At 61.6% G+C, this 21,462-nt stretch carries 20 protein-coding genes; 7 read left to right on the top strand and 13 right to left on the bottom strand.

Annotated elements, in window-relative coordinates:
- Positions 1-101: 101 nt before the first annotated feature.
- Complete coding sequence (locus tag EEQ99_RS11930) at positions 102-524, bottom strand: hypothetical protein (protein WP_127430479.1); 423 nt, start codon at positions 522-524, stop codon at positions 102-104.
- A gap of 143 nt (positions 525-667) precedes the next feature.
- Positions 668-1,579 (bottom strand): DUF1499 domain-containing protein, encoded by a 912-nt coding sequence (locus tag EEQ99_RS11935; protein WP_097622934.1) that lies wholly within the window; start codon positions 1,577-1,579, stop codon positions 668-670.
- 342 nt (positions 1,580-1,921) lie between these two features.
- On the opposite strand from EEQ99_RS11935, the gene EEQ99_RS11940 reads away from it, so the two are divergent.
- Entirely contained in the window at positions 1,922-2,314 is a 393-nt protein-coding gene (locus EEQ99_RS11940) for a hypothetical protein (protein ID WP_127430480.1), read from the top strand.
- Positions 2,315-2,329: 15 nt separating this feature from the next.
- On the opposite strand, the gene EEQ99_RS11945 is transcribed toward EEQ99_RS11940, so the two are convergent.
- Complete coding sequence (locus EEQ99_RS11945) at positions 2,330-2,575, bottom strand: hypothetical protein (protein WP_028757164.1); 246 nt, start codon at positions 2,573-2,575, stop codon at positions 2,330-2,332.
- A 104-nt stretch (positions 2,576-2,679) separates the two neighbouring features.
- Between EEQ99_RS11945 and EEQ99_RS11950 the strand changes: the two genes are divergently transcribed.
- Positions 2,680-2,877 (top strand): hypothetical protein, encoded by a 198-nt coding sequence (locus EEQ99_RS11950; protein ID WP_012756389.1) that lies wholly within the window; start codon positions 2,680-2,682, stop codon positions 2,875-2,877.
- A 190-nt stretch (positions 2,878-3,067) separates the two neighbouring features.
- Positions 3,068-3,346, top strand: coding sequence for a hypothetical protein (locus EEQ99_RS11955; protein ID WP_028757165.1), 279 nt, complete (start codon positions 3,068-3,070; stop codon positions 3,344-3,346).
- A gap of 85 nt (positions 3,347-3,431) precedes the next feature.
- On the opposite strand, the gene ppdK is transcribed toward EEQ99_RS11955, so the two are convergent.
- Entirely contained in the window at positions 3,432-6,140 is a 2,709-nt protein-coding gene (ppdK, locus tag EEQ99_RS11960; RefSeq protein ID WP_063476507.1) for a pyruvate, phosphate dikinase, read from the bottom strand.
- 946 nt (positions 6,141-7,086) lie between these two features.
- Here ppdK and EEQ99_RS11965 point away from each other — a divergent pair.
- Genes EEQ99_RS11965 through EEQ99_RS11975 form a run of 3 tightly spaced genes read left to right on the top strand, consistent with a single transcriptional unit; the run spans position 7,087 to position 10,989 of the window.
- Positions 7,087-7,833 (top strand): hypothetical protein, encoded by a 747-nt coding sequence (locus tag EEQ99_RS11965; protein WP_063476695.1) that lies wholly within the window; start codon positions 7,087-7,089, stop codon positions 7,831-7,833.
- The gene (locus tag EEQ99_RS11970; RefSeq protein WP_063476506.1) at positions 7,830-8,909 is read left to right on the top strand and encodes a toxic anion resistance protein; all 1,080 of its coding nucleotides are present in this window, start codon (positions 7,830-7,832) and stop codon (positions 8,907-8,909) included. The genes EEQ99_RS11965 and EEQ99_RS11970 overlap by 4 nt, the downstream gene beginning before the upstream one ends.
- The gene (locus tag EEQ99_RS11975) at positions 8,902-10,989 is read left to right on the top strand and encodes a hypothetical protein (RefSeq protein WP_063476505.1); all 2,088 of its coding nucleotides are present in this window, start codon (positions 8,902-8,904) and stop codon (positions 10,987-10,989) included. The genes EEQ99_RS11970 and EEQ99_RS11975 overlap by 8 nt, the downstream gene beginning before the upstream one ends.
- A 32-nt stretch (positions 10,990-11,021) precedes the next feature.
- On the opposite strand, the gene smc is transcribed toward EEQ99_RS11975, so the two are convergent.
- The 9 genes from smc to EEQ99_RS34575 form a co-directional block, all read right to left on the bottom strand.
- Positions 11,022-14,483, bottom strand: coding sequence for a chromosome segregation protein SMC (gene smc / locus EEQ99_RS11980; RefSeq protein WP_127430481.1), 3,462 nt, complete (start codon positions 14,481-14,483; stop codon positions 11,022-11,024).
- A gap of 96 nt (positions 14,484-14,579) precedes the next feature.
- Positions 14,580-15,350 carry a DsbA family protein gene (locus tag EEQ99_RS11985; protein ID WP_373289073.1) on the bottom strand — a complete coding sequence of 257 codons (771 nt, stop codon included), beginning with the start codon at positions 15,348-15,350 and terminating at the stop codon, positions 14,580-14,582.
- A 154-nt stretch (positions 15,351-15,504) separates the two neighbouring features.
- Positions 15,505-15,807 (bottom strand): type II toxin-antitoxin system RelE/ParE family toxin, encoded by a 303-nt coding sequence (locus EEQ99_RS11990; RefSeq protein ID WP_082849759.1) that lies wholly within the window; start codon positions 15,805-15,807, stop codon positions 15,505-15,507.
- Positions 15,797-16,072 carry a ribbon-helix-helix domain-containing protein gene (locus EEQ99_RS11995; protein ID WP_063476502.1) on the bottom strand — a complete coding sequence of 92 codons (276 nt, stop codon included), beginning with the start codon at positions 16,070-16,072 and terminating at the stop codon, positions 15,797-15,799. Before EEQ99_RS11995 ends, EEQ99_RS11990 begins: the two co-directional genes overlap by 11 nt.
- Positions 16,073-16,259: 187 nt before the next feature.
- Complete coding sequence (locus tag EEQ99_RS12000) at positions 16,260-17,261, bottom strand: substrate-binding domain-containing protein (RefSeq protein WP_063476501.1); 1,002 nt, start codon at positions 17,259-17,261, stop codon at positions 16,260-16,262.
- Between the two features lie 26 nt (positions 17,262-17,287).
- A complete protein-coding gene (locus EEQ99_RS12005; RefSeq protein WP_097595222.1) occupies positions 17,288-18,220 on the bottom strand; it encodes an ABC transporter permease in 933 nt (310 codons plus the stop codon).
- A 13-nt stretch (positions 18,221-18,233) separates the two neighbouring features.
- Positions 18,234-19,721, bottom strand: a complete 1,488-nt coding sequence (locus EEQ99_RS12010; RefSeq protein ID WP_063476499.1) for a sugar ABC transporter ATP-binding protein — start codon at positions 19,719-19,721, stop codon at positions 18,234-18,236.
- A 1-nt stretch (position 19,722) separates the two neighbouring features.
- Complete coding sequence (locus EEQ99_RS12015; RefSeq protein ID WP_063476498.1) at positions 19,723-20,727, bottom strand: LacI family DNA-binding transcriptional regulator; 1,005 nt, start codon at positions 20,725-20,727, stop codon at positions 19,723-19,725.
- Between the two features lie 17 nt (positions 20,728-20,744).
- On the bottom strand, positions 20,745-20,912 hold the full coding sequence (locus tag EEQ99_RS34575; protein WP_164735926.1) for a hypothetical protein: 168 nt from the start codon (positions 20,910-20,912) through the stop codon (positions 20,745-20,747).
- Between the two features lie 53 nt (positions 20,913-20,965).
- Between EEQ99_RS34575 and EEQ99_RS12020 the strand changes: the two genes are divergently transcribed.
- On the top strand, positions 20,966-21,409 hold the full coding sequence (locus EEQ99_RS12020; RefSeq protein ID WP_127430482.1) for an RbsD/FucU family protein: 444 nt from the start codon (positions 20,966-20,968) through the stop codon (positions 21,407-21,409).
- Positions 21,410-21,462: the final 53 nt, after the last annotated feature.

Here is a 21,462-nt window from a genome sequence, read left to right on the forward strand (position 1 = left end):
TCTCCCTCATCTGTGTTGGCGTGCGTGATACCCCCTCTGCCCTACCGGGGTTGGATGCAGTATAGGTGGTGGATGGTGGGGTGAGAGGCCCCATCCGCTGGTCAACTAATATAAAGCTTGCTCAAGGGATGGGGCTCGGTCGTGTATTCCATTGAGAGAATTGAGATTGTCAAACTGCTCAACAGCTGAACATCAATCCCGCATCTCTCCGGAACATATATATAAATATCATCCGGCCTTTTATCGGCAGCGACACTTATACCGCCCCGCTTTCTAACGGCGAACGTATGAATGACTGATTTTTTAACATCAGGCTGAATCTGCAATACGCATTTCACAACCCGATCAAATTTTAAAAAGTCATCGGGAACATGGAGAGAAAAGATCTTCCCTATGGGGAACTGCAAAAAGCGGCAGCCGCCGACAAATTTTAAATAAATCTCACCTGAGAGAGTTTTGACGAAACCGAATTCATCAAGGGTCTCCAGGTCAGACACACTCAGAAAATCGACCTCGCTTCCCATAGCAGCCCCCTCTCCTCCTTTGATGCGGTATAAGGGCGTCGAGTTTGCCGCACCCTATCCCGGCCCTTCGCTTGGGCTCAGGGCGTTCGCCGCTGCAATCGATTCACTGGATCGATTGCTGCCGCCTCTGGCGGCACCGCGGCTCACCCACCCGCAATTCCCAACAGCTCGGCATCCAGCGCCTTCAGATAATCGCCGGCGATTTCGGCGCTGAAGCCGAGGTCGTGTTGGCCGTAGCGGGAGGCGACGCGGATGTCGACGAAGGTGGTTTCGGCCTCTTCGCGCAGCCGGATGAGGATATCGAAGCGCAGGCCGAGGATCAGCGTGCGGGTGGTGCCCTGCAGCGTCACGCCATTGGCGCCGCGGATCAGCTTGGCGACGTCGTCGTCATAGGGGCGCGGCGTCGGCACGGGGATGATATCGGGCGCATCGGCCACGGCATCGTCGCCCGGCTGCGGCGGCTTGACCGGCATGTCCTCGGGGTCGCGGCCGGGCTCGGTGTCGCCATTGCTCCTGGTGATGGTGATGCCGCTCATCTTGGCGACCTTGCGGACTGCTTCCAGCACGCGGTCGAGTGCGCCTTCATAACGCCGGCCGGTCAGTTCGGGATAGGCGGTGAGCTGCTTTTCGCGATCCTCCGGTGTCACCTCCGGATTGCGCTTCAGCCAAATCTGGTCGGAGTGCGGCGGCGACAGCCAGTCGGGTGCGGAGACCGGATCGGTGGAGACGTCGTAAATATCAGGCAGCGTCAGATAGTGCTCGGTGGCAAAGGCGCCGATAGTAAGCGGAAAGGCGGCATAGATCAGTGCTGCCAGCGCCGCCAGCCCGCCTTCGGCCCCCGTCATCCAGAGGCTGCGCAGCCCGAGGGCGGCGAGCATGGCGGCGAGCAGCGCGCCGCCGGCGGCGGCAATCAAGAGCAGCACCAGATAGGGTGTGGCCAGGCCGCCGAAGCGGTGGGCGATGATCACCGCCAGCGCCAGCACCAGGGAAAACGCCCCGAGCAGCCGCGAAAAGCGGGCGGCGCTGGAAACGGGACGGTCGAAGCGGATGGCCATCAAACTTACCGGTTGCTCGTCAGCGCCCGCGGGTTCGACCACGCAAATCGCCTCACCCCTGTTTAGAGCATGATGCCGAAAAGTGTGAAGCGGTTTTCGGACGACATCATGCTCTATTCTTTGATTTAGATCCGGATTCAGATTTTAGGCCGGCCCGGCCCAAAATCATCCGGACCCGGGGCAAGATTCGGCTAGATTGAAACCATTGTCTGAAGCATTGCGTTTGAATCCGCGGCGAAGGCCATGACGAAACAGGGGCTGCTTCATAAGCCCTTGCTGATATGCCAAAAAAAGGCCATTCTGCCGCGGTTTCATCTCCGATAGAGAGACAGGAGAGACGGGATGATTTCACCCGAGATAGCAGCCAGGCCGCAGGCGTCTGCGCTTGGCGGGATCGACCACCAGTCCGAGCCGACGCTGCCGATGGAGCTGCTCGAGCTCGAACTTTCGCTCGAAGGTTATACCGGCGGCGAGGCTGGCTTCTGCGAGGCGGTGCGCCGGGCAGCCGAACGCTCCGGCGGCGAACTGCTGTTCGACCTGCCGGCCTCCGGCCTCGTCCAGGATTGCCGCCGCATCGCCCTGCTGCGCATTCCGGGCGACGGCGAAGAGATGCGCGTCGTGCTGGCGCTGCTCGATGAGAACGGCACCGAGATCCGCATGCAGGCGCCCGATGAAGACACCGCGCCGCTGGTGCGTTTCGCCGATGCCTTCATCGAATTGCTGGAGCGGATCTGAGATCAGAACCTGATGTCAGCGGCGCTCGGCCGCGGCTTCCGCAACGCTGCGGAAGGGAAACTTGCGTCCGCATTCGCACTTGATCACGAAATTTTCCTGCTGATTGGCAGGCCGCTGCACGCCAAAGCCGCGCGGCAGCTGATCGACCTTGAAATCCGGGTGCTTACGCTTGGGATCGTCGACTTCCGAGGCTTCGGCAAAGCCCTCATTGCCGCATTGCGGGCAGCTCAGTTTTTTCGAAAATCGATCGCGAATGGCCATGCTCGTTCCAGTGTTTTCCAGTCCCCTCATACAGAGGAATGTTCGGTGGCGAAAGTGGAACCATATGCGGACGATGCCGTTCCTTTTTCGAAAAGGAGGCACTCATGCCCAACAAAGACCCGATCCCGACACCCAATGCCGATACGCCGCGCGGCCCGACGCCGACCCCCGGCATTCCCGACCCCATCCAGCAAAAACCGCCGCTGACGCCGGCGCAGGACCCGGCCGATACGAAGAACCCGCAGGATCCGCCGCTCAATCCGGCGCTGCTGCCGATCGGGGATCCGGCTGGGGCGGCGTAGACATCGCCCTCTGTGAGCAACAACTGGCGCTCACCCTAACCTTACCGGGGTCGAGACACCTGGGTCGACCCCGGTCGGTGCCGGCAGGCGGATGAGAGGCCGCTCTCGACAATCTCCCCAGCCAAGGGCGGCTTGACGGCATCGGCTGAAAGGACTTTCCTCTGGGAAATGCATTCCAAGGAATAAACCCATGCGCTATCCCCTTCTCGTCACCGCCCTGGCCACCATCATCGCCGGGCTCTCCGCCTGCCAGACGATGACGCCGGAGGAGCGGCGGGCGGCGGATGAACAGCGGTGCCTCGGCTACGGCTTTCGGCGCGGCACGGATGGTTTTGCCACCTGCCTGCAGCGCATCGAACTCGACCGGCGGGCCGAATCGCGGGCGCAGAGCGCCGAGCTGATGCAGAGCATGGCCTGGGATCTGAACGGGCCGTATATCTACCGCGATCACTGGCGGCATCATCACTGAGTGCCGCGGACACCCCTGCCCCGCGGTTCCGCTTTTAACGGAAGCGCAGAACCGCACTATCTTTTTTTACGCGCCACCGACTGTCTTACAAGCTTCCCCGCAGGTCTTTCGGACCCCGCCGGATCTCTTCCAGACCGCCTGAGATCACCGCCTGCGCTGCCGCCAGTCTGGCGATCGGCACGCGGAACGGCGAGCAGGAGACATAGTCGAGGCCGATCGTTTCGCAGAAGCGGATCGAAGCCGGGTCGCCGCCATGTTCGCCGCAGATGCCGAGCTTCATATCGTTGCGGGTGCGCCGGCCGCGTTCGGCGGCGATGCTGATCAATTCGCCGACACCGTCGAAATCGAGCGAGATGAAGGGATCGTGCTCGATGATGCCCTTGCGCTGATAGGTGGGGATGAAGGCCGAGGCGTCGTCGCGCGAGATGCCGAAGGTGGTCTGCGTCAGGTCGTTGGTGCCGAAGGAGAAGAATTCGGCGGCTTCGGCAATCACATGGGCGCGAAGGGCCGCGCGCGGCAGCTCGATCATCGTGCCGACGAGATAATCGATCTTCATGCCGGCCTCGCTCATCACGTCGCCGGCCACCGCGTCGATACACGCCTTGACGTAATCGAGTTCGGAGCGCAGGCCGACCAGCGGCACCATGATCTCCGGCACGACGGCAGCCCCCGTCTCCTGGGCTGCGGCGATCGCCGCCTCGAAGATGGCGCGGGCCTGCATCTCGACGATTTCGGGATAGGAGATCGCCAGCCGGCAGCCGCGATGGCCGAGCATCGGGTTGAATTCGTGCAGCGCATCGACGCGCTGGCGCAGCACGGTCGCCTCCATGCCCATGGCGAAAGCGACCTCGGCCACTTCGTCGTCGGTCTTCGGCAGGAATTCGTGCAGTGGCGGATCGAGCAGGCGGATCGTCACCGGCAGGCCGTGCATGACGGTGAAGAGGCCGGTGAAATCCAGCCGCTGCATCGGCAACAGCTTGTCGAGCGCCACCCGCCTGCCCTTCTCATCGACGGCCAGGATCATCTCGCGCATCACATGAATGCGCTCGCCCTCGAAGAACATGTGCTCGGTGCGGCAAAGGCCGATGCCTTCGGCGCCGAAAGAGCGGGCGGCGCGCGCATCGGCCGGCGTATCAGCATTGGTGCGCACCGTCATGCGCCGGGCGCGGTCGGCCCAGCCCATGATGCGGCCGAAATCGCCCGACAGCTCCGGCTGGGTCATCGGCACCTCACCCTTCAGCACCTGGCCGGCCGAACCGTCGATGGTGATGATGTCGCCCTTCTTCAGCGTCACGCCGACGCCGAGCAGCCGCTCGTTGCGCTGATCGATGCGCATGGTGCCGGCGCCGACGACGCAGGGGATGCCCATGCCGCGGGCAACCACCGCCGCATGGCTGGTCATGCCGCCGCGCGTCGTCAGGATGCCTTCGGCGGCATGCATGCCGTGAATATCCTCGGGGCTGGTTTCGACCCGGAGCAGGATGACCTTGCGGCCTTCGGATTCCGCCTCGACGGCCTCCTCTGCGGTGAAGACGATGGCGCCGGTGGCAGCGCCGGGCGAGGCCGGCAGCCCGGTGCCGATCACCTGGCGGGTGACACGCGGATCGATCGTCGGATGCAGCAGCTGATCGAGGCTGGAAGGTTCGATGCGCAGCACCGCTTCGTCCTCGGTGATCACGCCCTCATCGACCATGTCGACGGCGATCTTCATCGCCGCCCGGGTCGAGCGCTTGCCCGAACGGGTCTGCAGCATCCACAGTCTGCCGCGCTCGATGGTGAATTCGATATCCTGCATGTCGCGGTAATGGATCTCGAGCTCGGTGCAGATGCGGCAGAGCTCGCGAAAAGCCTCCGGCATCAGCTTTTCCATCGAGGGCTTTTCGGAGCCGGAGGAAATCCGCCCCTCCTCGGTGATGCTTTGCGGCGTGCGGATGCCGGCCACGACATCCTCGCCCTGGGCATTGACCAGGAATTCGCCGTAAAGCGCCTTCTCGCCGGTCGAGGGGTTGCGGGTGAAGGCGACGCCGGTGGCGGAAGAATTGCCGAGATTGCCGAAGACCATCGCCTGGATGTTGATCGCCGTGCCCCAGCCTTCCGGAATATTGTGAAGCTGGCGGTAGGTGACGGCGCGCGCACTCATCCAGCTGGAAAAGACCGCGCCGACCGCACCCCAGAGCTGGACTTCGGGATCCTGCGGGAACTCCTGCTCCAGTTCCTCCTCGATCAGCTTCTTGTAGAGCGAGACGATATGCTGCCATTCCGAGGCGCTGAGCTCGGTATCGAATTCATGGCCGAGCTTGGCCTTCTCGTCTTCCAGGATCTCCTCGAAGGCGTCGTTGCCGAGACCCATGACGACATCGGCATACATCTGGATGAAGCGGCGGTAGCTGTCCCAGGCAAAACGCGCATCGCCGGCATCGTGGCCGAGCGCCTGCACCGTCTCGTCGTTGAGGCCGAGATTGAGCACCGTGTCCATCATGCCCGGCATCGAGACGCGGGCGCCGGAGCGCACCGACAAGAGCAGCGGCTGGCTGACGGAACCGAAATGGCGGCCGGTGATCGCCTCTATCTCGGCAATGCCGGCGCGGACCTCGGCCTTCACGGCCTCCTCGATGCGGCGGCCGTTCTTGTAATAGGTGGTGCAGGCATCGCTGACGATCGTCAGCCCCGGCGGCACCGGCAGCCCGAGGCTGCACATCTCCGCGAGATTGGCGCCCTTGCCGCCCAGAATCTCGTGATCGCGCGCCCGGCCCTCAGCCTGCCCGTCGCCGAACCTATAGACCCACTTGGTCATCTTCCCCCCAACACCAAACCGGGATCAGCTCAATCCCTCAGTTTGTTGACAAAGCTCGCTCTTTTCTCGGCGTCATCCCAGGCCTTGTGCCGAGGATCTGCTGCGTAGATCGGTTGCAGATGCCGGGGCACGAGCCCGAGCGTGACGAAAGAGAAGCAGGCAGGCAGTGTCATCAGTCTGAGTTATCAGCTTAATGCCTTGGAGTTGAAATGAAAATCGACAAATGCGGCAAAATGTTGCGTTGCACAATAAATCTTGGCTGCGGCCAGAGGCGAAACGATTGAAACATCGCCCGGACATAAGAGAAGGCATAAAAAAAGCTTTGCGGGACTGCAACAAAGTCCCGCAAAGCCTTGTTTCCGTCCGGCCAGGAAAACCGGACGGGGGGTCCCTCAACCCAGGAACGGTTCAGCTCTTTATAAAGAGAACCGCTCTGACCTTCGTTTTACGCAATTCCGGGGAAAACAGATCGCTGCTTCTCCTGGAATTGCTCCAACGGTTTCCGGTTCTTGCCCTCGCCCGGAAAACCGCACGTAAATTCGACAACTCACAACCTTTGATCGCTCGCTTTGCAGCAAAGTAATTAGGTTGCGTTGAAACAACTTCTAATGCAAGTCAGCGAAAAGAGCATCACCCAAATGGGGTACGGGACGCTGGGAAGCCGACCTTTTTTGGTGTTTATTTCCTTCCATTTGATTTTACGCAATTTCTGGGCGCAAAACCGCACCATACCTTTGCTGAAATTGCGCTGTCGCATATGGGAGTTGCCCTCTTGCCTCACGCAATTGCGGACCGTTGACCGACCGATGCGAGCGGGAACTCGGAGATCGAACGGGCTGACATTTTCGGTGCAAGTAAAAGGCGCACGACCAGATTCATTCTATTTTCAATATTCCCGCCGAGATTGTCCTTCGAAAAAATTGCATTCTTTGAGCCCGATATTGCGATGGCCCTCGGCACCAATCATTCTTGTCCCACTCCGAACGACTCGGAAGAACAGCCTGCTCCAGCTGCGGCGATCGATGACGACGCCATTGCAGCCCTGGACATGGCAGCTCGCGCGCCGAGGATGGATAATAACATTCTGAGTTCGGCCCCGGCTCGCGACATCCGCAGCTCCGCGAACGAGCTGATCGAAATGCTGGAGGAGATCGACCTCCGGAAGATGTTGCGGAAACAGGGCCCGATTGGCCGGTTCACCGGCGCAGCCGTCGAGGCGCGCCTGGAATTCGAACTTGCAAGCCACAGGGTCGCCGATTTGTTCCGGCAATTGAGCCGGACTGCGCAGGCGGGGGGGCGCCTACGCGGAATCCTCGACAGGACTCGATTGGAGCTCATCGACGAACAGGCGCGCCTTGCCCGCGTGATCTCGGATGCCAAGCTGCTTGTTTCGCAGTCGAGCGGCTCAGACCTGGCCCTGGTCGCCCGGTTCGAGCGACGTCTTTCCAACATCATGGCGATGGAGGCAGCCAACACGCTGACGATTCAGCAGATCGAGCTGTCTGGGAGTGTGCTTGCTTCGTTGCTCGATCGATTTACCGACATTGAAACACTGTTGCTGCCGCTTTGGCAGCGAAATGCGCTGGCGATCATTCATGGCGAAGCAATAACGCCGCGCAGCTCCGTCGTGACCGCGTTTCTTGATGCTCACCGCAATCTCATAGGCTTTCTGAAGAAGGTTGGACAAGAATGATCAAAGCAGCAGTGCCATTGCACGACGCGACGAGTGCGGCCGCCAGCGAACACCAAATCGATCCGGAAGTCGCGCGCCTGGCAGCCACCATTGACCTGTCGTCGGCCCTCTCCATCCGACTGTTCGGCCAGGAAGTCGCCGAGCGCTCATCCCAGTATGCCGATGAGATTCTTCGAACGGCACGCGCGACCGACCTCGACGATACCGGGGCTCAGTTGAACGAGATCGTGCTAGCGGCGCAACAGTTCAATTTGTCGTCACTCGATAACTCGACTGGACGAATTCCCGTCATCGGCGGCCTTTTGAAGCGGATCGCGCGATCAAAGGAGCGTGCCATCGCACGGTTCGACACCGTCAAGGGTCAGGTCGACAAGCTCGTTGCGCAAATCGAGACGACCGCCCAGACACTGTCGCGGCGAAACCATGACTATCAACTCATGTATGAGGGCGTTCGCTCGGAATACGCCGCACTCGGCAAGCATGTCGAGGCGATCGAGATGCGGCTTCATGACATGGAGGACGAGATCGGCCGCCAGAATAACGCATCCGGCGACCTTGCCTCGACCGAATATCTCGCTGTCCTCGAAGCAAACCGTCAGCAGCTTTCGAAGCGGGCGGACGATATGCGCGTGCTTCAGCATGCGGCCATGCAGACCCTTCCGATGGTTCGCATCATCCAGGCAAACAATCTCGCACTCGTCGACAAGTTCCAGACGATTCGCCAGTTGACGTTGCCGGCGTGGAAACGCGCATTCATGCTGGCATTGACCCTGGACGAACAAAAAAGCGCCGTCGCTTTGGCCGACACGATAGACAATGCGACGAACGCCATCATGCGCAGGAACGCCGAACTTCTGCACCAGAATTCGGTGGCGACGGCGAAATCCAACCAGCGTCTTGTCGTCGATGTCGAAACGCTTCAGCACGTCCATGATAAAATCCTGCTGACGCTGACCGACGTGCGCGATGTTCATGAGAAGGGCGCAACGGATCGTCGTCAGGCGATTGGCGAGTTGGAACGACTTCGCAGCGAGATGTTGTCCAGCGTGAAAACGGCCGGGGTCACCCGTGGCTGACGCTTCGGCTTTTGGGAGGCGGGCGCTCGGCTCGACCTCGTCTCCACTTGCCTCCGGCTCTGTAACAGGAAAGCCCACCAGCCAAGCGATCGACGAACATCGTGCCGGATTGGATCGTCGCTCCGGTCTACTGTCGTTTATTGCCCAGGGATTTGCTTTCGTCGCGTTCATGCTGCTCTTTGCTGCAGCGTGCATGAAACCATCTGATCCGAATGATCTGAGGATGTTGGATGGCTCGATCTACGTGCTCGATGCCTTCACCAACGCACTGGCGCTAACCGAGGTCAAATCAGCCGTTGTTTCAGTTCCCATCGGATCGATGCCGTTCGGCCAGCTGGCGCAAATGGTATCTGGCATCCTGGCGGTTGCGACCGTTTTCACCGTCATCAAAGGACGTTGGTTTTTCACTGGCCTGACCGCAGCATTTTTTCTGATCCCATGGGGATTGCTCGGCCAGTCCCTGTACTTCGCCCCCTATGCGCTTGCACTGTTCGCCTTCATTGCCGTGGCTTTCCACGCGCCGCTTTCTCGCCGCGCGATCATTGCCTTTGTTGCAGTCGGCCTATTGGCCAGCCCTCTTATTTTCGGACTGATTTTCGACCTCTCCAGGCATGTCGGCGTCCCGGAGACCTATGCCAGGTATCGGGTGATCCGCTTTTCCGAACTGCCTTCCAACGCCGACCAGAGCGCCGATGCGGACGGAGATGCGAAAATCGCACCTTACTTCCTGGCGCAAGTGGCGGCCCTTCGCGGCGATGCCGCAGCGGCTGCGGCTGCACTTGATAGGCTGGAGGCGAGCGGCGTCCCTCAGAATAATTTCGACCGCGCCCGCTTTCAGGCGATACGGAACTTTACGCTCGCATCCGGCGGCTTTGGTCCGGAGGCTCGCGAAAAGCTCATCGCCGACAATGCCGCTCAATCGCAAAAGGCATTTCTATTGCTTTTGGCAGGACTGCTGTTTGGAATTGCAGCCCCTCTGACGAACGGGGTCAGCTGGTTGGTCGCTCGCCGGAGCCGCAGGGTTTCCTCGATCGAGCGCGAGTTGGAACATCGCCGGGTCAGGCTGCCGGATGCATTGAAGAAAGCGGGTAGATTGTTTGGCACCAGCATCGCCAAAAAGTCGGTTCAATCGCCTTCCGTTGCAAATGGCGAGCGTGCGATTGAAGCAATCGCCTCCCGCGCACGCACCTATCTTCTAATATCCCTCAGTCTCCTGACATTCGCCGCGCTTTCAGCTTTGGCCGCCTATTGGGTCTGGCTGCCCGATGCTGAAAAAAACACGGCTTTCCATTTTGTGGCGCTTGCGGGAAATACGGCCGATTATGCGCAGCAGGATGGAGTTACTGTCATCGTCGGTGTGGGGGACTGGACGGGCTGGTCCATCGCAATCAACTGGCTCAAATATCCGGCATGCATTGTCGCGATTGTTCTTGCGACACGCCGGTCAGGATATCTAGGAGTTTTCACGGCGGTGGTTTTCTTGGCATGCTTGGCTCTGCAAAATGTTCAGCTTGCACAGCACTCGCGCCGTGAAGCGTTACCCTCGCAATTCTCGCAGCTTCTGCGTTCAACGTTGAAACTGGCCGCCGATAGATCAACCGTCGCGCCCGGAAATAATCCACAGCCGAACACGCAGGGATTCCAGGGCCTGGCTCTCAATCTTCGTGGTTCGATCGCTGCGGATAAGAATACCCCTTCCTCGGTCGGGAGAGCGACCGTCGATCCTTCGCTTGCGGCCTATACCCTTGCGCAGATTGCCTATCTTGAGGGCGAGGCTGGCGACGCCTCGCATTTGCTGAGCCAGATTGAGGATGTGAAAGATCTACATCCTGACGTTCACCGCGAGCGCATGGCTATCATCCGGGATTGGGTCTCCGCCAATGGTCATACTGCCCCCGAGATGGACTGGTTCTCTGCCGATCTTGCATCCCTGGTACGGCAGTTGGGACGGTGGCTGCTTGCGCTTTCGGTTGTAAGCTTGGCGCTAGCGGTTCTTGTCACGCCTTTGATCGCAATTGCCGTCGCACGGCGCAATCGTATCGAAGCACTCATTGAAGAGCGCGGCCGATATCAGCTGTAGAGATAGAGCGTTTCCGTGGCTCGCGCGGAGCGTCAGGCAATCTCGCGCAGGCGCTCGGCCGTCTGCAGGTCGACGGAGACGAGGGTGGAGACGCCCTGCTCGGCCATGGTGACGCCGAAGAGGCGGTTCATGCGGGCCATGGTGATCGGATTGTGGGTGATGATGACGAAGCGGGTCTCGGTGGAGGCCGCCATTTCGTCCATCAGATTGCAGTAGCGCTCGACATTGTGGTCGTCGAGCGGCGCATCCACTTCGTCGAGCACGCAGATCGGCGCCGGATTGGTGAGGAAGACGGCGAAGATCAGCGCCATTGCCGTCAGCGCCTGTTCGCCGCCCGATAGCAGCGTCATGGTCTGCGGCTTCTTGCCGGGCGGGCGGGCGAGGATTTCCAGGCCGGCTTCGAGCGGATCGTCGGATTCGATCAGCTGCAGCTCGGCGGTGCCGCCGCCGAACAGATGGGTGAACAGCCGCTGGAACTGGGCGTTGACGATGTCGAAGGCGGCGATCAGCCGCTCGCGGCCCTCGCGGTTAAGGCTCTGGATGGCGCCGCGCAGCTTGCGGATCGCATCGATGACGTCGTCGCGTTCCTTGATCAGCGCTTCGAGCTTTTCGCTCAGTTCCTTCTGTTCCTCGTCGGCGCGCAGGTTGACGGCGCCGAGCCGCTCGCGCTCGATCCTCAGACGCTCCAGCTCGCGCTCGACTTCGCGCGGATCGGGAAGCGCCTGCATGGCCGGGCGGCCGGTCAGTTGCAGCGCCTCGTGGGGGGCGACGTTCAGGACCTCGCGGATGCGGCCTTCGCTTTCCTGGCGCTTCTCGCGGGCAGAGACGAGGCGCTCCTCGGCGCGGCCGCGGCGTTCACGGCATTCGGCAAGTTCCGACAGTGCCGTCGTCGCCTTTTGGTCGGCCTCGCGCTGGATGCGTTCTGCCTCAGCCAGCAGATCGCTGGCCTGGCGGCGCGCCTCCTCGGCCTTCTGCAATTCGCTGAGCAGAGCGCGGCGCTTGTCGTCGAATTCGTCCGGCGCCATTTCCAGCTCGGCTGCCTCTTCGCGCGCCTCTTCCTCGCGCTCGCGCAGCGTGGCGACATGATCTTCGCCGCTTGCCGCCCGCTGGCGCCAGGTCTCGCGCTCCTGGCCGATCGCCATGATACGGCGCTGGCGGGCCTCGTTTTCCCTGGCCAGGCTTTCATGGCGGGCGCGGCTTTCGGCGAGCGCGCCGCGATCGGTCGCAACTTCGGCCTGCTGGAAGCGCAGCCGCTCGTCGATCGCGGTGAGATCGGGCGCGTCCTCCAGCTCGATGCGAGCATTCTCTTCCTGGACGGCGATCTCCTCCAGCTGCGCGCGCAGCTGGCTGGTGGCCTCGCTGACGACGTCGCGGCGGCGGATGAGATCGCCGGAGGCACGCTCGGCGGCGGCAAGCGCATCGCGGGCTTCGGCGAGATGGCGCGCCGACAGGCGGCTCATGTCGCGGGCCTCGGCAAGCCGGCGCTCCTCGGCGCGGATCGCCTCAGCGGCCGCCGCCTGCCGCTCCTCGGCTTCGGCAAGCACGTCACGGGCAAGGGTCGCTTCGCCTTCGAGTTCGGCCAGGCGGTTCTTCTGGGCAAGGCGGAGGGCCGCGGCACTCGGGGCATCGGCGCCGGTGACATGGCCATCCCAACGATAGACGGCGCCCTCTTTGGTTACCAGCCGCTGGCCTGTTTTCAGCGCCGCCATCAGCGACTGCGCTTCCGCTCCCGCGACAAGACCGATCTGGCGCAGGCGGCGGGTGAGTGCCGCGGGCGCGCGGACGTGATCAAGCAGCGGTGTGACGCCGGATGGCAATGCCGGATCGGCGGCGCCGTCGCCATTGACCGACCAATGGGCCGGGGCCTCGGCATCGAGCGGCGATTCCAGATCGTCGCCAAGCGCGGCACCCAGGGCGGTTTCGAAGCCGCGATCGACCTTCAGCTCATCGGCAACCGGCGGAAATTTGCCGGCGGCCGCACCAGCGGCGAGCATGCGGGAAATGGTTCGCGCCTCGGTCTCCAGCGCATTCAGCGCCGAGCGGGCCTGCTCGACCGGGGCGCGCGACAGCGCCTCGGTCTGGCGGGCAGCAGTCAGCGCCTGTTCGATCACCTGGACGGCGGCTTCGGCGTCGGCAAGGGCGATTTCGCCGGCCTCGACGATGGCGCGTTTTTCGTCCGGATCGGGCAGGCCTGATATCTTCTCGCCGATGGCGGAGAGTTCGTGGTTTGCCTCGTCCATCTGCCGTTCGAGACGCATCCGGCGGTCGGTGAGATCGCGGATGGCGCGTTCCAGCTGGTTGCGGCCGGCAGCGGCTTCCGCGCGCTCGGCCGTCAGCTGGGTGAAGATGCGCTCGCTATCGGCCAGTTTGACCGCTGCGCCCTCGAATGCCTCGCGGGTCTCCTCGGCATAACGGCCGGAATCGGCGAGGATTTCTGCAATCTCCGCCTCTTCGGCATCGAGCTTGGCCAGGATGACGGCATTGTCGGCCACCAGCCGCTCCTCGCGTCTTATATCCTCGGCAAGCTGGGCGAGACGGCGAGTGAGCTCATCGCGGCGGCGCAGGATGCGGCCGGCATCTTCCTCGAGCTGGCTTCTGGCGATCTGCAGGCGCTGCAGCGCTGCGGCCGCCCGGGCCTCGCCCTCGCGCAGTTCCGGCAGCTTCAGGCTGGCGATGCCCTGGTTCTTCGCCGCCTCCATCTGCAGCTGCGCCTTTTCGGCGACGACTGATGTCGCCTGGTTCAGCGCGCTGTCGGCCTCGGCTTCGGCCTCCTTCGCCTGCACCCAGCGGATATGCAAAAGCATCGCCTCGCGGGCGCGGATGTCGGCAGACAGCGTCTTGAAGCGGTTGGCCTGGCGGGCCTGGCGCTTCAGGCTCTCGATCTGGCTTTCGAGCTGCGAGGTGACGTCGTCGAGACGCTCGAGATTGCCTTCGGCGGCGCGCAGCCGCAGTTCGGCCTCGTGGCGGCGGGAATGCAGGCCCGATATGCCGGCCGCCTCTTCCAGCAGCTGGCGGCGGGCCTGCGGTTTTGCCTGGATCAGCTCGCCGATGCGCCCCTGCCCGACCATCGACGGCGAACGCGCGCCGGTGGAGGCGTCGGCAAACAGCAGCTGCACATCCTTGGCGCGGCTTTCCTTGCCGTTGATACGATAGAGCGAGCCCTGCTCACGCTCGATGCGGCGCGTGACCTGGATCTCGTCGCTGTCATTGAAGGCGGCCGGTGCGGTGCGCTCGCCATTGTCGAGATAGAGCGCCACTTCGGCGGTGTTGCGCGCCGGGCGGTTGCCGGAACCCGAAAAGATCACGTCGTCCATGCCGGAGGCGCGCATGTTCTTGTAGGAATTCTCGCCCATCACCCAGCGCAGCGCCTCGACGAGGTTCGACTTGCCGCAGCCGTTCGGCCCGACGACGCCGGTCAGCCCCCGTTCGATGATGAATTCCGTCGGCTCGACGAAGGATTTGAAGCCGACCAGGCGCAGCTTGTTGAACTTCATGCAGACGCTCCGGCGTGCCGGGCGGGCTTGTCACGCAGCCACAAAAAAACGGGCGCACGGCTTTCGCCGTCGCCCGTTCTATCGAAACGATCCGGTTCAGAGCAGGCTGTCGATGAGCTTCGACATGGTGTCAACCGGCATGTCTCCAGAGTAGCGCTTGCCATTGATGAGGAAAGTCGGGGTGGCGTTGACGCCGAAATCCTTGGAACCTCTTTCCCGCGTGGCGTTCACTTCATCCAGAAGCTTCTGGTTCGTCAAGCATTTCGTGAAGCTATCCTCAGTAAATCCGGCAAGCTTCGACATCTGCAGCAGTGCGGCGCGGCCGTCATCGGCGGCGGCCCAGATCTGCTGCTGCTTGAACAGCATCGAAACCATCGGGAAATACTGTTCCGGCGTGCTCAACTGTTCCGGATTGGAAGAGCTGCAGCGGGCGAGCATGAAGGCTGCGGCGGCGCGCGGGTCGAAGGGGAATTCGCGGATGATGAACTGCACCTTGCCACTGTCGACATATTTCTGCTTGATCGTGTCGAAGGTGGTGTTGTGGAAGTGGGCGCAATGCGGGCAGGTCATCGACATATATTCGACGATCTTGACCGGGGCGTCGGCCTTGCCCAGCGCCATCTCCGGCAGCGCGCCGGGCTTCAGCACCTCGGCCATATCGACATCGCCGTCAGACTCCGGCATGTCGGTCGCCGCTGTGGCCGCCGTCTGCATGGTGTCGACATTGGTGCCGTCGGCCATGGTCTTGCCGGAGGACGAAGCATCGGCAGCGTCCTTGCTGTCGTTGCAGGCGACAAGCGCGACGGCAGCTGCGGCGATGGCGATACCGCTGAGCAGGCGGCGTTTCGTCAGTTGCATTTCGGACATCTGCATGGATTCCCCATAACTAATGAGATTGACGGCGTGATTGTGCGATATAACGGCTTGCGGCCGCTCACAAGCCACGGATCACCAACTTCCTTCAAAGAATTGTGACCGTGATGGGACCAAAAGCGCACGTTGCGTCCGAAATCGGCGGTTCTCAGTTTTCACGGAAGGCCGAAGGCGTATTTCGGCCGGCATAAAACAGTCTCAACACCTGCGCCCGATCGTTCACGATCCGGTAAGCGATCGTCACACGCCGCTCGAAACCCAGAATTCGCACGCCCGGGGCAAAATCCTCGCGCAGCGCTCCCCCTTCCGGCATGTCCTCGAGATCATGACAAACCTGCTTCAACCGGCGGATAAATTCGATGGCCGCCAACGGATTGTCGGAAACGATGAATTCGTAGATATCAAGCAGATCCATCTCTGCTCTCGGACGAAACGCAACCTTATGCGCCACCGCCCTTAGCCTTCATCCGCTTAACATGCAGACGTTCGAGCCGCTCGAAGACAAGATCGGCATCGATATCCGAACCCGGGCCGTCGATCGCCTCGCGGATTTTCAGACGCATGATTTCGTTGATCGCATCCTCTTCCCGGTCGAGCGCGCGCAATGCAGCGCGGATAACCTCGCTCGCCGAACTATAGGCGCCAGATTCCAGCCGCGCTTCCAGGCTTTTCTGCTGGCTGCCGAGCGTCACGGTAATAGGTTTGCTGCTGCGCATTCCTGTTACTCCCATCAAGTGATTACAGTGTAATACACTTGGAACGGAGTTCAAAAGAGGCTTTATGCTCAAGCTTCTAGCTGACGTTCGGCCGCTCGACCCGCCGCCGACCGGGCGGCCTGATCTTTGTATCTCGAAACAAAGTCCGGCGCTTCTGTTGTCGCGCCGGACTTCGCAGTCTACCGGATCACTTGCATTCGGGGTCGTCGCCGAAGCCCTTGCAGAAGAACTCGGCGGCATTTTCCTTGGTGATCATCTTCGACGCGATCTCGATTTCCATCGAGCCATCGTCCTTCTTCGTCAAAGTTCCGAGCTTTTCCAGCGCTGCGGTGTCGTTGGTGGCAAGCGCGTGCGCGGCAATGACGCCTTCAGGGGCGACGGTGGAATAGGTGAAGGTCGCGGTCAGATCGCCCTTGGCAACGGCGCGGATGGCGGCATTCTCGCCGTCGATGCCGATGATGAGGATGCCTTCCTTGTCACGGCCGGCAGCCTGGATCGCCCGCAGCGCACCAAACGCCATATTGTCGTTATGGGCGTAAACGGCCTGGATCTGCCCGGCCGGGAAACGCTGAAGTGTGTCTTCCATGAACTTCAGCGCCTTTTCCTGGTCCCAGTCGGCGTGGGTTTCGGCGATCACCTTGATATCGGTGCCGGCAATGGCTTCGGCAAATCCTTCATGGCGTTCAACCGCGGGAGCGACAGCCGGGTCGCCCTTGATCTCGACGACATTGCCCTTGCCCTTCAGCGCTTCTGCTATGTACTTGCCGGCAAGCGTGCCGATGGGCTTGTTGTGCGGGCCGACATGCAGCGTAACGGGAATATCGAGGCTGCGCTCGAGCGTGATCACCGGAATGCCGGCAGCCAGGACCTGCTTGATGGTCGGAGCGATAGCGGCGCTATCCTGCGCCGAAATCATCAGAACCTTCATGCCCTGGACCATCAGGCTTTCGACATCCGAAATCTGCTTTGCGGACTTGCCTTCGGCGTTGGTGACGAGCAGATCGACATCCTTGAAGTGTTCCGCCGCATAGGCCTGGTTGCGTTTGGTCATCGTGTTGCGGTGGGCCGAGTTCGAGCTCGCCTGCGAGAAGCCGATGATGATCTTGTCGGCGCTGAAGGCGGGGGCGGCCGTCAAGACGGTGGCGAGCCCGGCGGAGATGATGAGCATACGTCTGGTGATGTTGAGCATTTTAAGTCCTCCCTCTGGTTAACACGCTACTTGCGTGGTTTTCTTCCGGCTTCGAGCAGCACGGCAAGAACGATGATCGCACCCTTCACCACCTGCTGTGAGAATGGTGAAACGCCTGCGAGATTGAGAATGTTTGCGATGATGGCCAGCACCATGGCGCCGCCGATCGTGCCGAGAACGGTGCCTTCGCCGCCGAACAGCGACGTGCCGCCGATCACCGCGATCGTGATTGCCTCCAGTTCGAGGCCGAGGCCGGAATTCGGGTCGCCGACGGACAGGCGGGACAGGAAAATCAGGCCGGAAAGCGCTGCCAGCACACCACAAATGATGTAGACGCTGAAGATGACGAGCGGCACGTTGATGCCGGAGAGCCTCGCCGCTTCCTCATTGCTGCCGACCGCATAGATGGCCCGGCCGAACTGCGTGAAGCTGAGCACGACGGCGGCGATGATGCAGACTGCCGCAAAGACGTAGATCGGTGTCGGCACGCCCAGCATATAGCCGCCGCCGAGCACGAAGAAACTGTCGGCGAGCTTTCCCGGATTGACGGTTCCACCATCGGCGATCATCAGCGCGAAGCCGCGCACCATGACCATGCAGCCGAGCGTCATGATGAAGGCCGGAATGCGGAAATAGGAAATGCCGAAGCCGTTGACGCAGCCGACGAGGGCGCCGATGGCGATACAGATCAGCACCATCAGCGGGATGGGCATCCCCTGCTCCATCAGGACCGCGCCGGTGACGCCAACCAGCGCGACGATCGACCCAACGGAAAGATCGATCCCCTTGGTGAGGATCACGAATGTCATGCCGATGCCGAGGATCCCATAGAGCGCGACCTGCCTCAGGACGTTCAGGATATTGATAGGATTGAGAAAATGAGGAGAGATCAGCGAGGCGGCGATGATCAGTACGATCAATGCACCGGCAAGACCCGTTCCGCGCGGAAGATATTTCATGGTAGTCCCCTCATTAATGTAGTGCCGCGAAGTGCATGACGTCTTCTTCGGTTGCTGTGCGTGCGTCGAGTTCAGCCGTCACCTCACCCTCTCTCAAAACGTAGAGCCGGTCGCACAAACCAAGGATTTCCGGCAGTTCGGAAGAAGCCATGACGATTGCCAGCCCACGGGCTTCGGCCAGTTCGACCAGCAGGTCGTAGATCTCGCGCTTGGCTCCGACATCGACGCCGCGTGTGGGTTCGTCGGCCAGCAGAATCTCGCATCCGGCGCTGACGAGCCGCGCCAGCACGCATTTCTGCTGATTGCCGCCCGAAAGGTTCTGCGTCGCTGCCGCGGCGTTCGGCGTCCTGATCCGCAGCCGCTCGATCAGACCGTTGACGATTTTGCGCTCGCGGCGGAGCGACAGAAGCCCGAAACGGACGATCTGCGCGAGGCTGGCCGACATGATGTTGAAGCCGACGCTCTGTATCAGGAAGAGGCCTTCCGTCTTGCGGTCTTCCGGCACCAGGCCGAGCCCCTTGGTGATGCCGGCGCGCGGCGAACCGATGCTGGCCATTGCGCCGTTGATCCTAACCTCGCCGGCACCGCGCGGGTCAGCGCCGTAGATGGCGCGCAGAAGCTCGGTGCGGCCCGCACCCGCCAGCCCGAAAAGACCGACAATCTCGCCCTTTCGAACATGGATGCTGACGTTCTTGAGCAGCGCTGGCGTCGAAATGCCTTGAGCGGACAGCGCTTCCTCGCCGATCCGGGGCGTGCGGGTGGGGAAGACGTCGCCCACTTCCCGGCCGACCATGCTGCGAATGAGATCGTCCGTCGTCAGACCATTGGAAGGTCCGTTGTGGATGACTGTGCCGTCGCGCAGGATGGTGACCGTGTCGCTCAGTTCGAAAACCTCGCGCAGGCGATGCGAAATATAGACGAAGGCAACGCCGCTCTCACGAGCCAGCTGCCGGACAACCCGGAACAGCTGGTCGATCTCTGCCTGCGCCAACACCGCCGACGGCTCGTCGAGAACGATGATCTTCGCATTGCGGGCCAGCGCCTTGGCGATCTCGACCATCTGGCGCTTGGCAACGGAGAGCGTGCCGATCCGTGCGGTCGGATCGACGTCGAAACCAAGCCGTTCAACGACCTCCATCGTCCGGCGTTTTGCCTCGCCCCAGTCGATCAGGGCGCCCTTGCATGGCAGCCGCCCCATCAGAACGTTTTCGGCGACGGTCAGGTGCGGCGCCTGCGCCAGTTCCTGATAGATGACCGCGACGCCGCGGGCAATCATCCCGGCCGGCGTCGGATCGAGCACCGCTTCGCCGAAAAGCTCGATGCTCCCCTCGTCGGCCGAATAGGCGCCGGAGAGGATTTTCATCAGCGTCGATTTTCCAGCCCCATTCTCACCCACCAACGCCCTGATTTCTCCAGGCTGCAGAGAAAACGACACGCCCTTCAGGGCGCGCACACCCGGAAAGGATTTGGTGATCCCAGCAAGAGCCAGCGCCGACGTCATTTCAATGCCCTCCGCAGCCGCAGGAGCGGCGAATTACCAATTTTGCCGGCAGACGGACCTGCCGCGCGTTTTCCGTGCTCGATTTGATCCGCCTGGCCAGCATTTCCGCAGCCTGCATGCCGATCATCTCGCTCGGCTGCGCCATGACGGTCAGCCGCGGCTCGAAACAGTCAGCCCAATCGAAATCGTCAAAGCCGATCAACGCCAGATCCTCGGAGATGCGCAAGCCAAGATCCCGCACCGCGCGCATGACGCCGATTGTGGCCAGATTGTTGCCCGAGGCGATCGCCGTCGGTCGGTCCGCCCGACTGAGGATCGCAAGCGCCGACTGGCGTGCATCCGCGCTGTTCGCATTGCCTTCGCTCATCACGCTACGATCGATCTCGAGCCCGTGCTTGCGCATGGCGCCGACGTATCCACGCACGCGTTCGATCGTGGAAAGCAGCCCCGGCTCGCCGGCGATGAGGCCGATGCGGCGGTGGCCGTGGCCCACCAGATGGTCGATCAGCGTCTCCATCGCCGTCTCATTGTCCAGGCAAACCCCATCCGCATCGGCAACCGTCAGACGGTCGACGAGCACGAAGGGCATGCGAGACGATTTGAGATAGTCGATGGCGCGGTTTTCCGGATCACAGGATGGAGCCAGAATTACCCCATCCACCCGCCGCTGAACGAGTTCACGGACCAGCCGCAACTCGGTCTCGGGATCGTTCTGCGTGTCGCAGAGAAAAACGAGCTGCCCGATGGCGGCGCAGGCTCGCTCGATAGAAGATACGATATCGTTGAAATAGTAATTGGTGCTGATCGAGATCGCGATACCCACCGCGTCGGTCGAGGATCGCACCAGAGACCGGGCCACAGCATTCGGCACGAATCCGAGACTTTCGATCGCGTCCCTGACGAGCGCCGCCGTCGCTTCGTTCACATGCCGGGTGCCGTTGACGACGTGCGACACGGTCGAGACCGAGACGCCCGCGGCGCGTGCAACGTCAGTGATTGTCGCCATGATTGCAGACCTCCCCGTCACGCCTGACGCGCAGCTTCAAACTGCCGCCGCGTCAATTCCCAGAACAAAATCGAAAGATTCAACCACCCTGAACAAGCCTCCCCAGCCTCGGCGGTCACCCGGCCCATTTCATCCTCCAATGAAATGTTAAAAACCGCTATATGGCCATCGAAACGTTTGCGCAAGCGTTTTCTTCTGCGATTTATGGTGATATACGGATGCAAAGGGAGGAACGAATATGGCACTGAAAAACATTCCCGGGATTCTTTGCCCGGATCTTTTGTGGCTATTGAGCGCGATGGGCCACGGCGACGAGATCGCCATCGTCGACAAGAATTTCTCGGCGTGCCGCGTGTCGAAAAAGACCGTCAGCGGCAAACTCGTGTCGATGAACGCGGCCAGCGCCTCAGACGCCATAGCGGCGATCCTGGCGGTCATGCCGCTCGATCATTTCGTCGAACAGCCGCTCATGCATATGGAGGATCCGGATCAGACCGGCATCATGCTACCCGTTCATGCGGATGTGGAATTGCTCTGCTCGACGGCGGAAAAGCGCAGCATCACGAGCAGGCCCATCGAGCGCTTCGCCTATTATCCACTGGCTGAAGCCTGCTTTGCGGTGGTTCAGACGGGGGAGATCCGGCCCTACGGCAATTTCATCCTGAAGAAGGGTGTCGTTTAGCGGGACTGCCAAAGTGGTGGCACGAACTCGCACGACAGCGGCAGTCGCGAGCC

The sequence above is a fragment of the Rhizobium anhuiense genome (genome assembly GCF_003985145.1).
GTDB classification, from domain to species: domain Bacteria; phylum Pseudomonadota; class Alphaproteobacteria; order Rhizobiales; family Rhizobiaceae; genus Rhizobium; species Rhizobium anhuiense.

What these genes read in the sequence shown, in the direction of transcription:
- EEQ99_RS11985 (WP_373289073.1), bottom strand. Translation starts at nt 15,350, where the DNA reads ATGTCCGAAATGCAACTGACGAAACGCCGCCTGCTCAGCGGTATCGCC.
- EEQ99_RS11945 (WP_028757164.1), bottom strand. Translation starts at nt 2,575, where the DNA reads ATGGCCATTCGCGATCGATTTTCGAAAAAACTGAGCTGCCCGCAATGC.
- EEQ99_RS11955 (WP_028757165.1), top strand. Translation starts at nt 3,068, where the DNA reads ATGCGCTATCCCCTTCTCGTCACCGCCCTGGCCACCATCATCGCCGGG.
- EEQ99_RS11935 (WP_097622934.1), bottom strand. Translation starts at nt 1,579, where the DNA reads ATGGCCATCCGCTTCGACCGTCCCGTTTCCAGCGCCGCCCGCTTTTCG.
- EEQ99_RS12020 (WP_127430482.1), top strand. Translation starts at nt 20,966, where the DNA reads ATGGCACTGAAAAACATTCCCGGGATTCTTTGCCCGGATCTTTTGTGG.
- EEQ99_RS11930 (WP_127430479.1), bottom strand. Translation starts at nt 524, where the DNA reads ATGGGAAGCGAGGTCGATTTTCTGAGTGTGTCTGACCTGGAGACCCTT.
- EEQ99_RS11940 (WP_127430480.1), top strand. Translation starts at nt 1,922, where the DNA reads ATGATTTCACCCGAGATAGCAGCCAGGCCGCAGGCGTCTGCGCTTGGC.
- ppdK (WP_063476507.1), bottom strand. Translation starts at nt 6,140, where the DNA reads ATGACCAAGTGGGTCTATAGGTTCGGCGACGGGCAGGCTGAGGGCCGG.
- EEQ99_RS12015 (WP_063476498.1), bottom strand. Translation starts at nt 20,727, where the DNA reads ATGGCGACAATCACTGACGTTGCACGCGCCGCGGGCGTCTCGGTCTCG.
- EEQ99_RS11965 (WP_063476695.1), top strand. Translation starts at nt 7,087, where the DNA reads ATGGCCCTCGGCACCAATCATTCTTGTCCCACTCCGAACGACTCGGAA.
- EEQ99_RS12000 (WP_063476501.1), bottom strand. Translation starts at nt 17,261, where the DNA reads ATGCTCAACATCACCAGACGTATGCTCATCATCTCCGCCGGGCTCGCC.
- EEQ99_RS11970 (WP_063476506.1), top strand. Translation starts at nt 7,830, where the DNA reads ATGATCAAAGCAGCAGTGCCATTGCACGACGCGACGAGTGCGGCCGCC.
- EEQ99_RS12010 (WP_063476499.1), bottom strand. Translation starts at nt 19,721, where the DNA reads ATGACGTCGGCGCTGGCTCTTGCTGGGATCACCAAATCCTTTCCGGGT.
- smc (WP_127430481.1), bottom strand. Translation starts at nt 14,483, where the DNA reads ATGAAGTTCAACAAGCTGCGCCTGGTCGGCTTCAAATCCTTCGTCGAG.
- EEQ99_RS12005 (WP_097595222.1), bottom strand. Translation starts at nt 18,220, where the DNA reads ATGAAATATCTTCCGCGCGGAACGGGTCTTGCCGGTGCATTGATCGTA.
- EEQ99_RS11950 (WP_012756389.1), top strand. Translation starts at nt 2,680, where the DNA reads ATGCCCAACAAAGACCCGATCCCGACACCCAATGCCGATACGCCGCGC.
- EEQ99_RS11995 (WP_063476502.1), bottom strand. Translation starts at nt 16,072, where the DNA reads ATGCGCAGCAGCAAACCTATTACCGTGACGCTCGGCAGCCAGCAGAAA.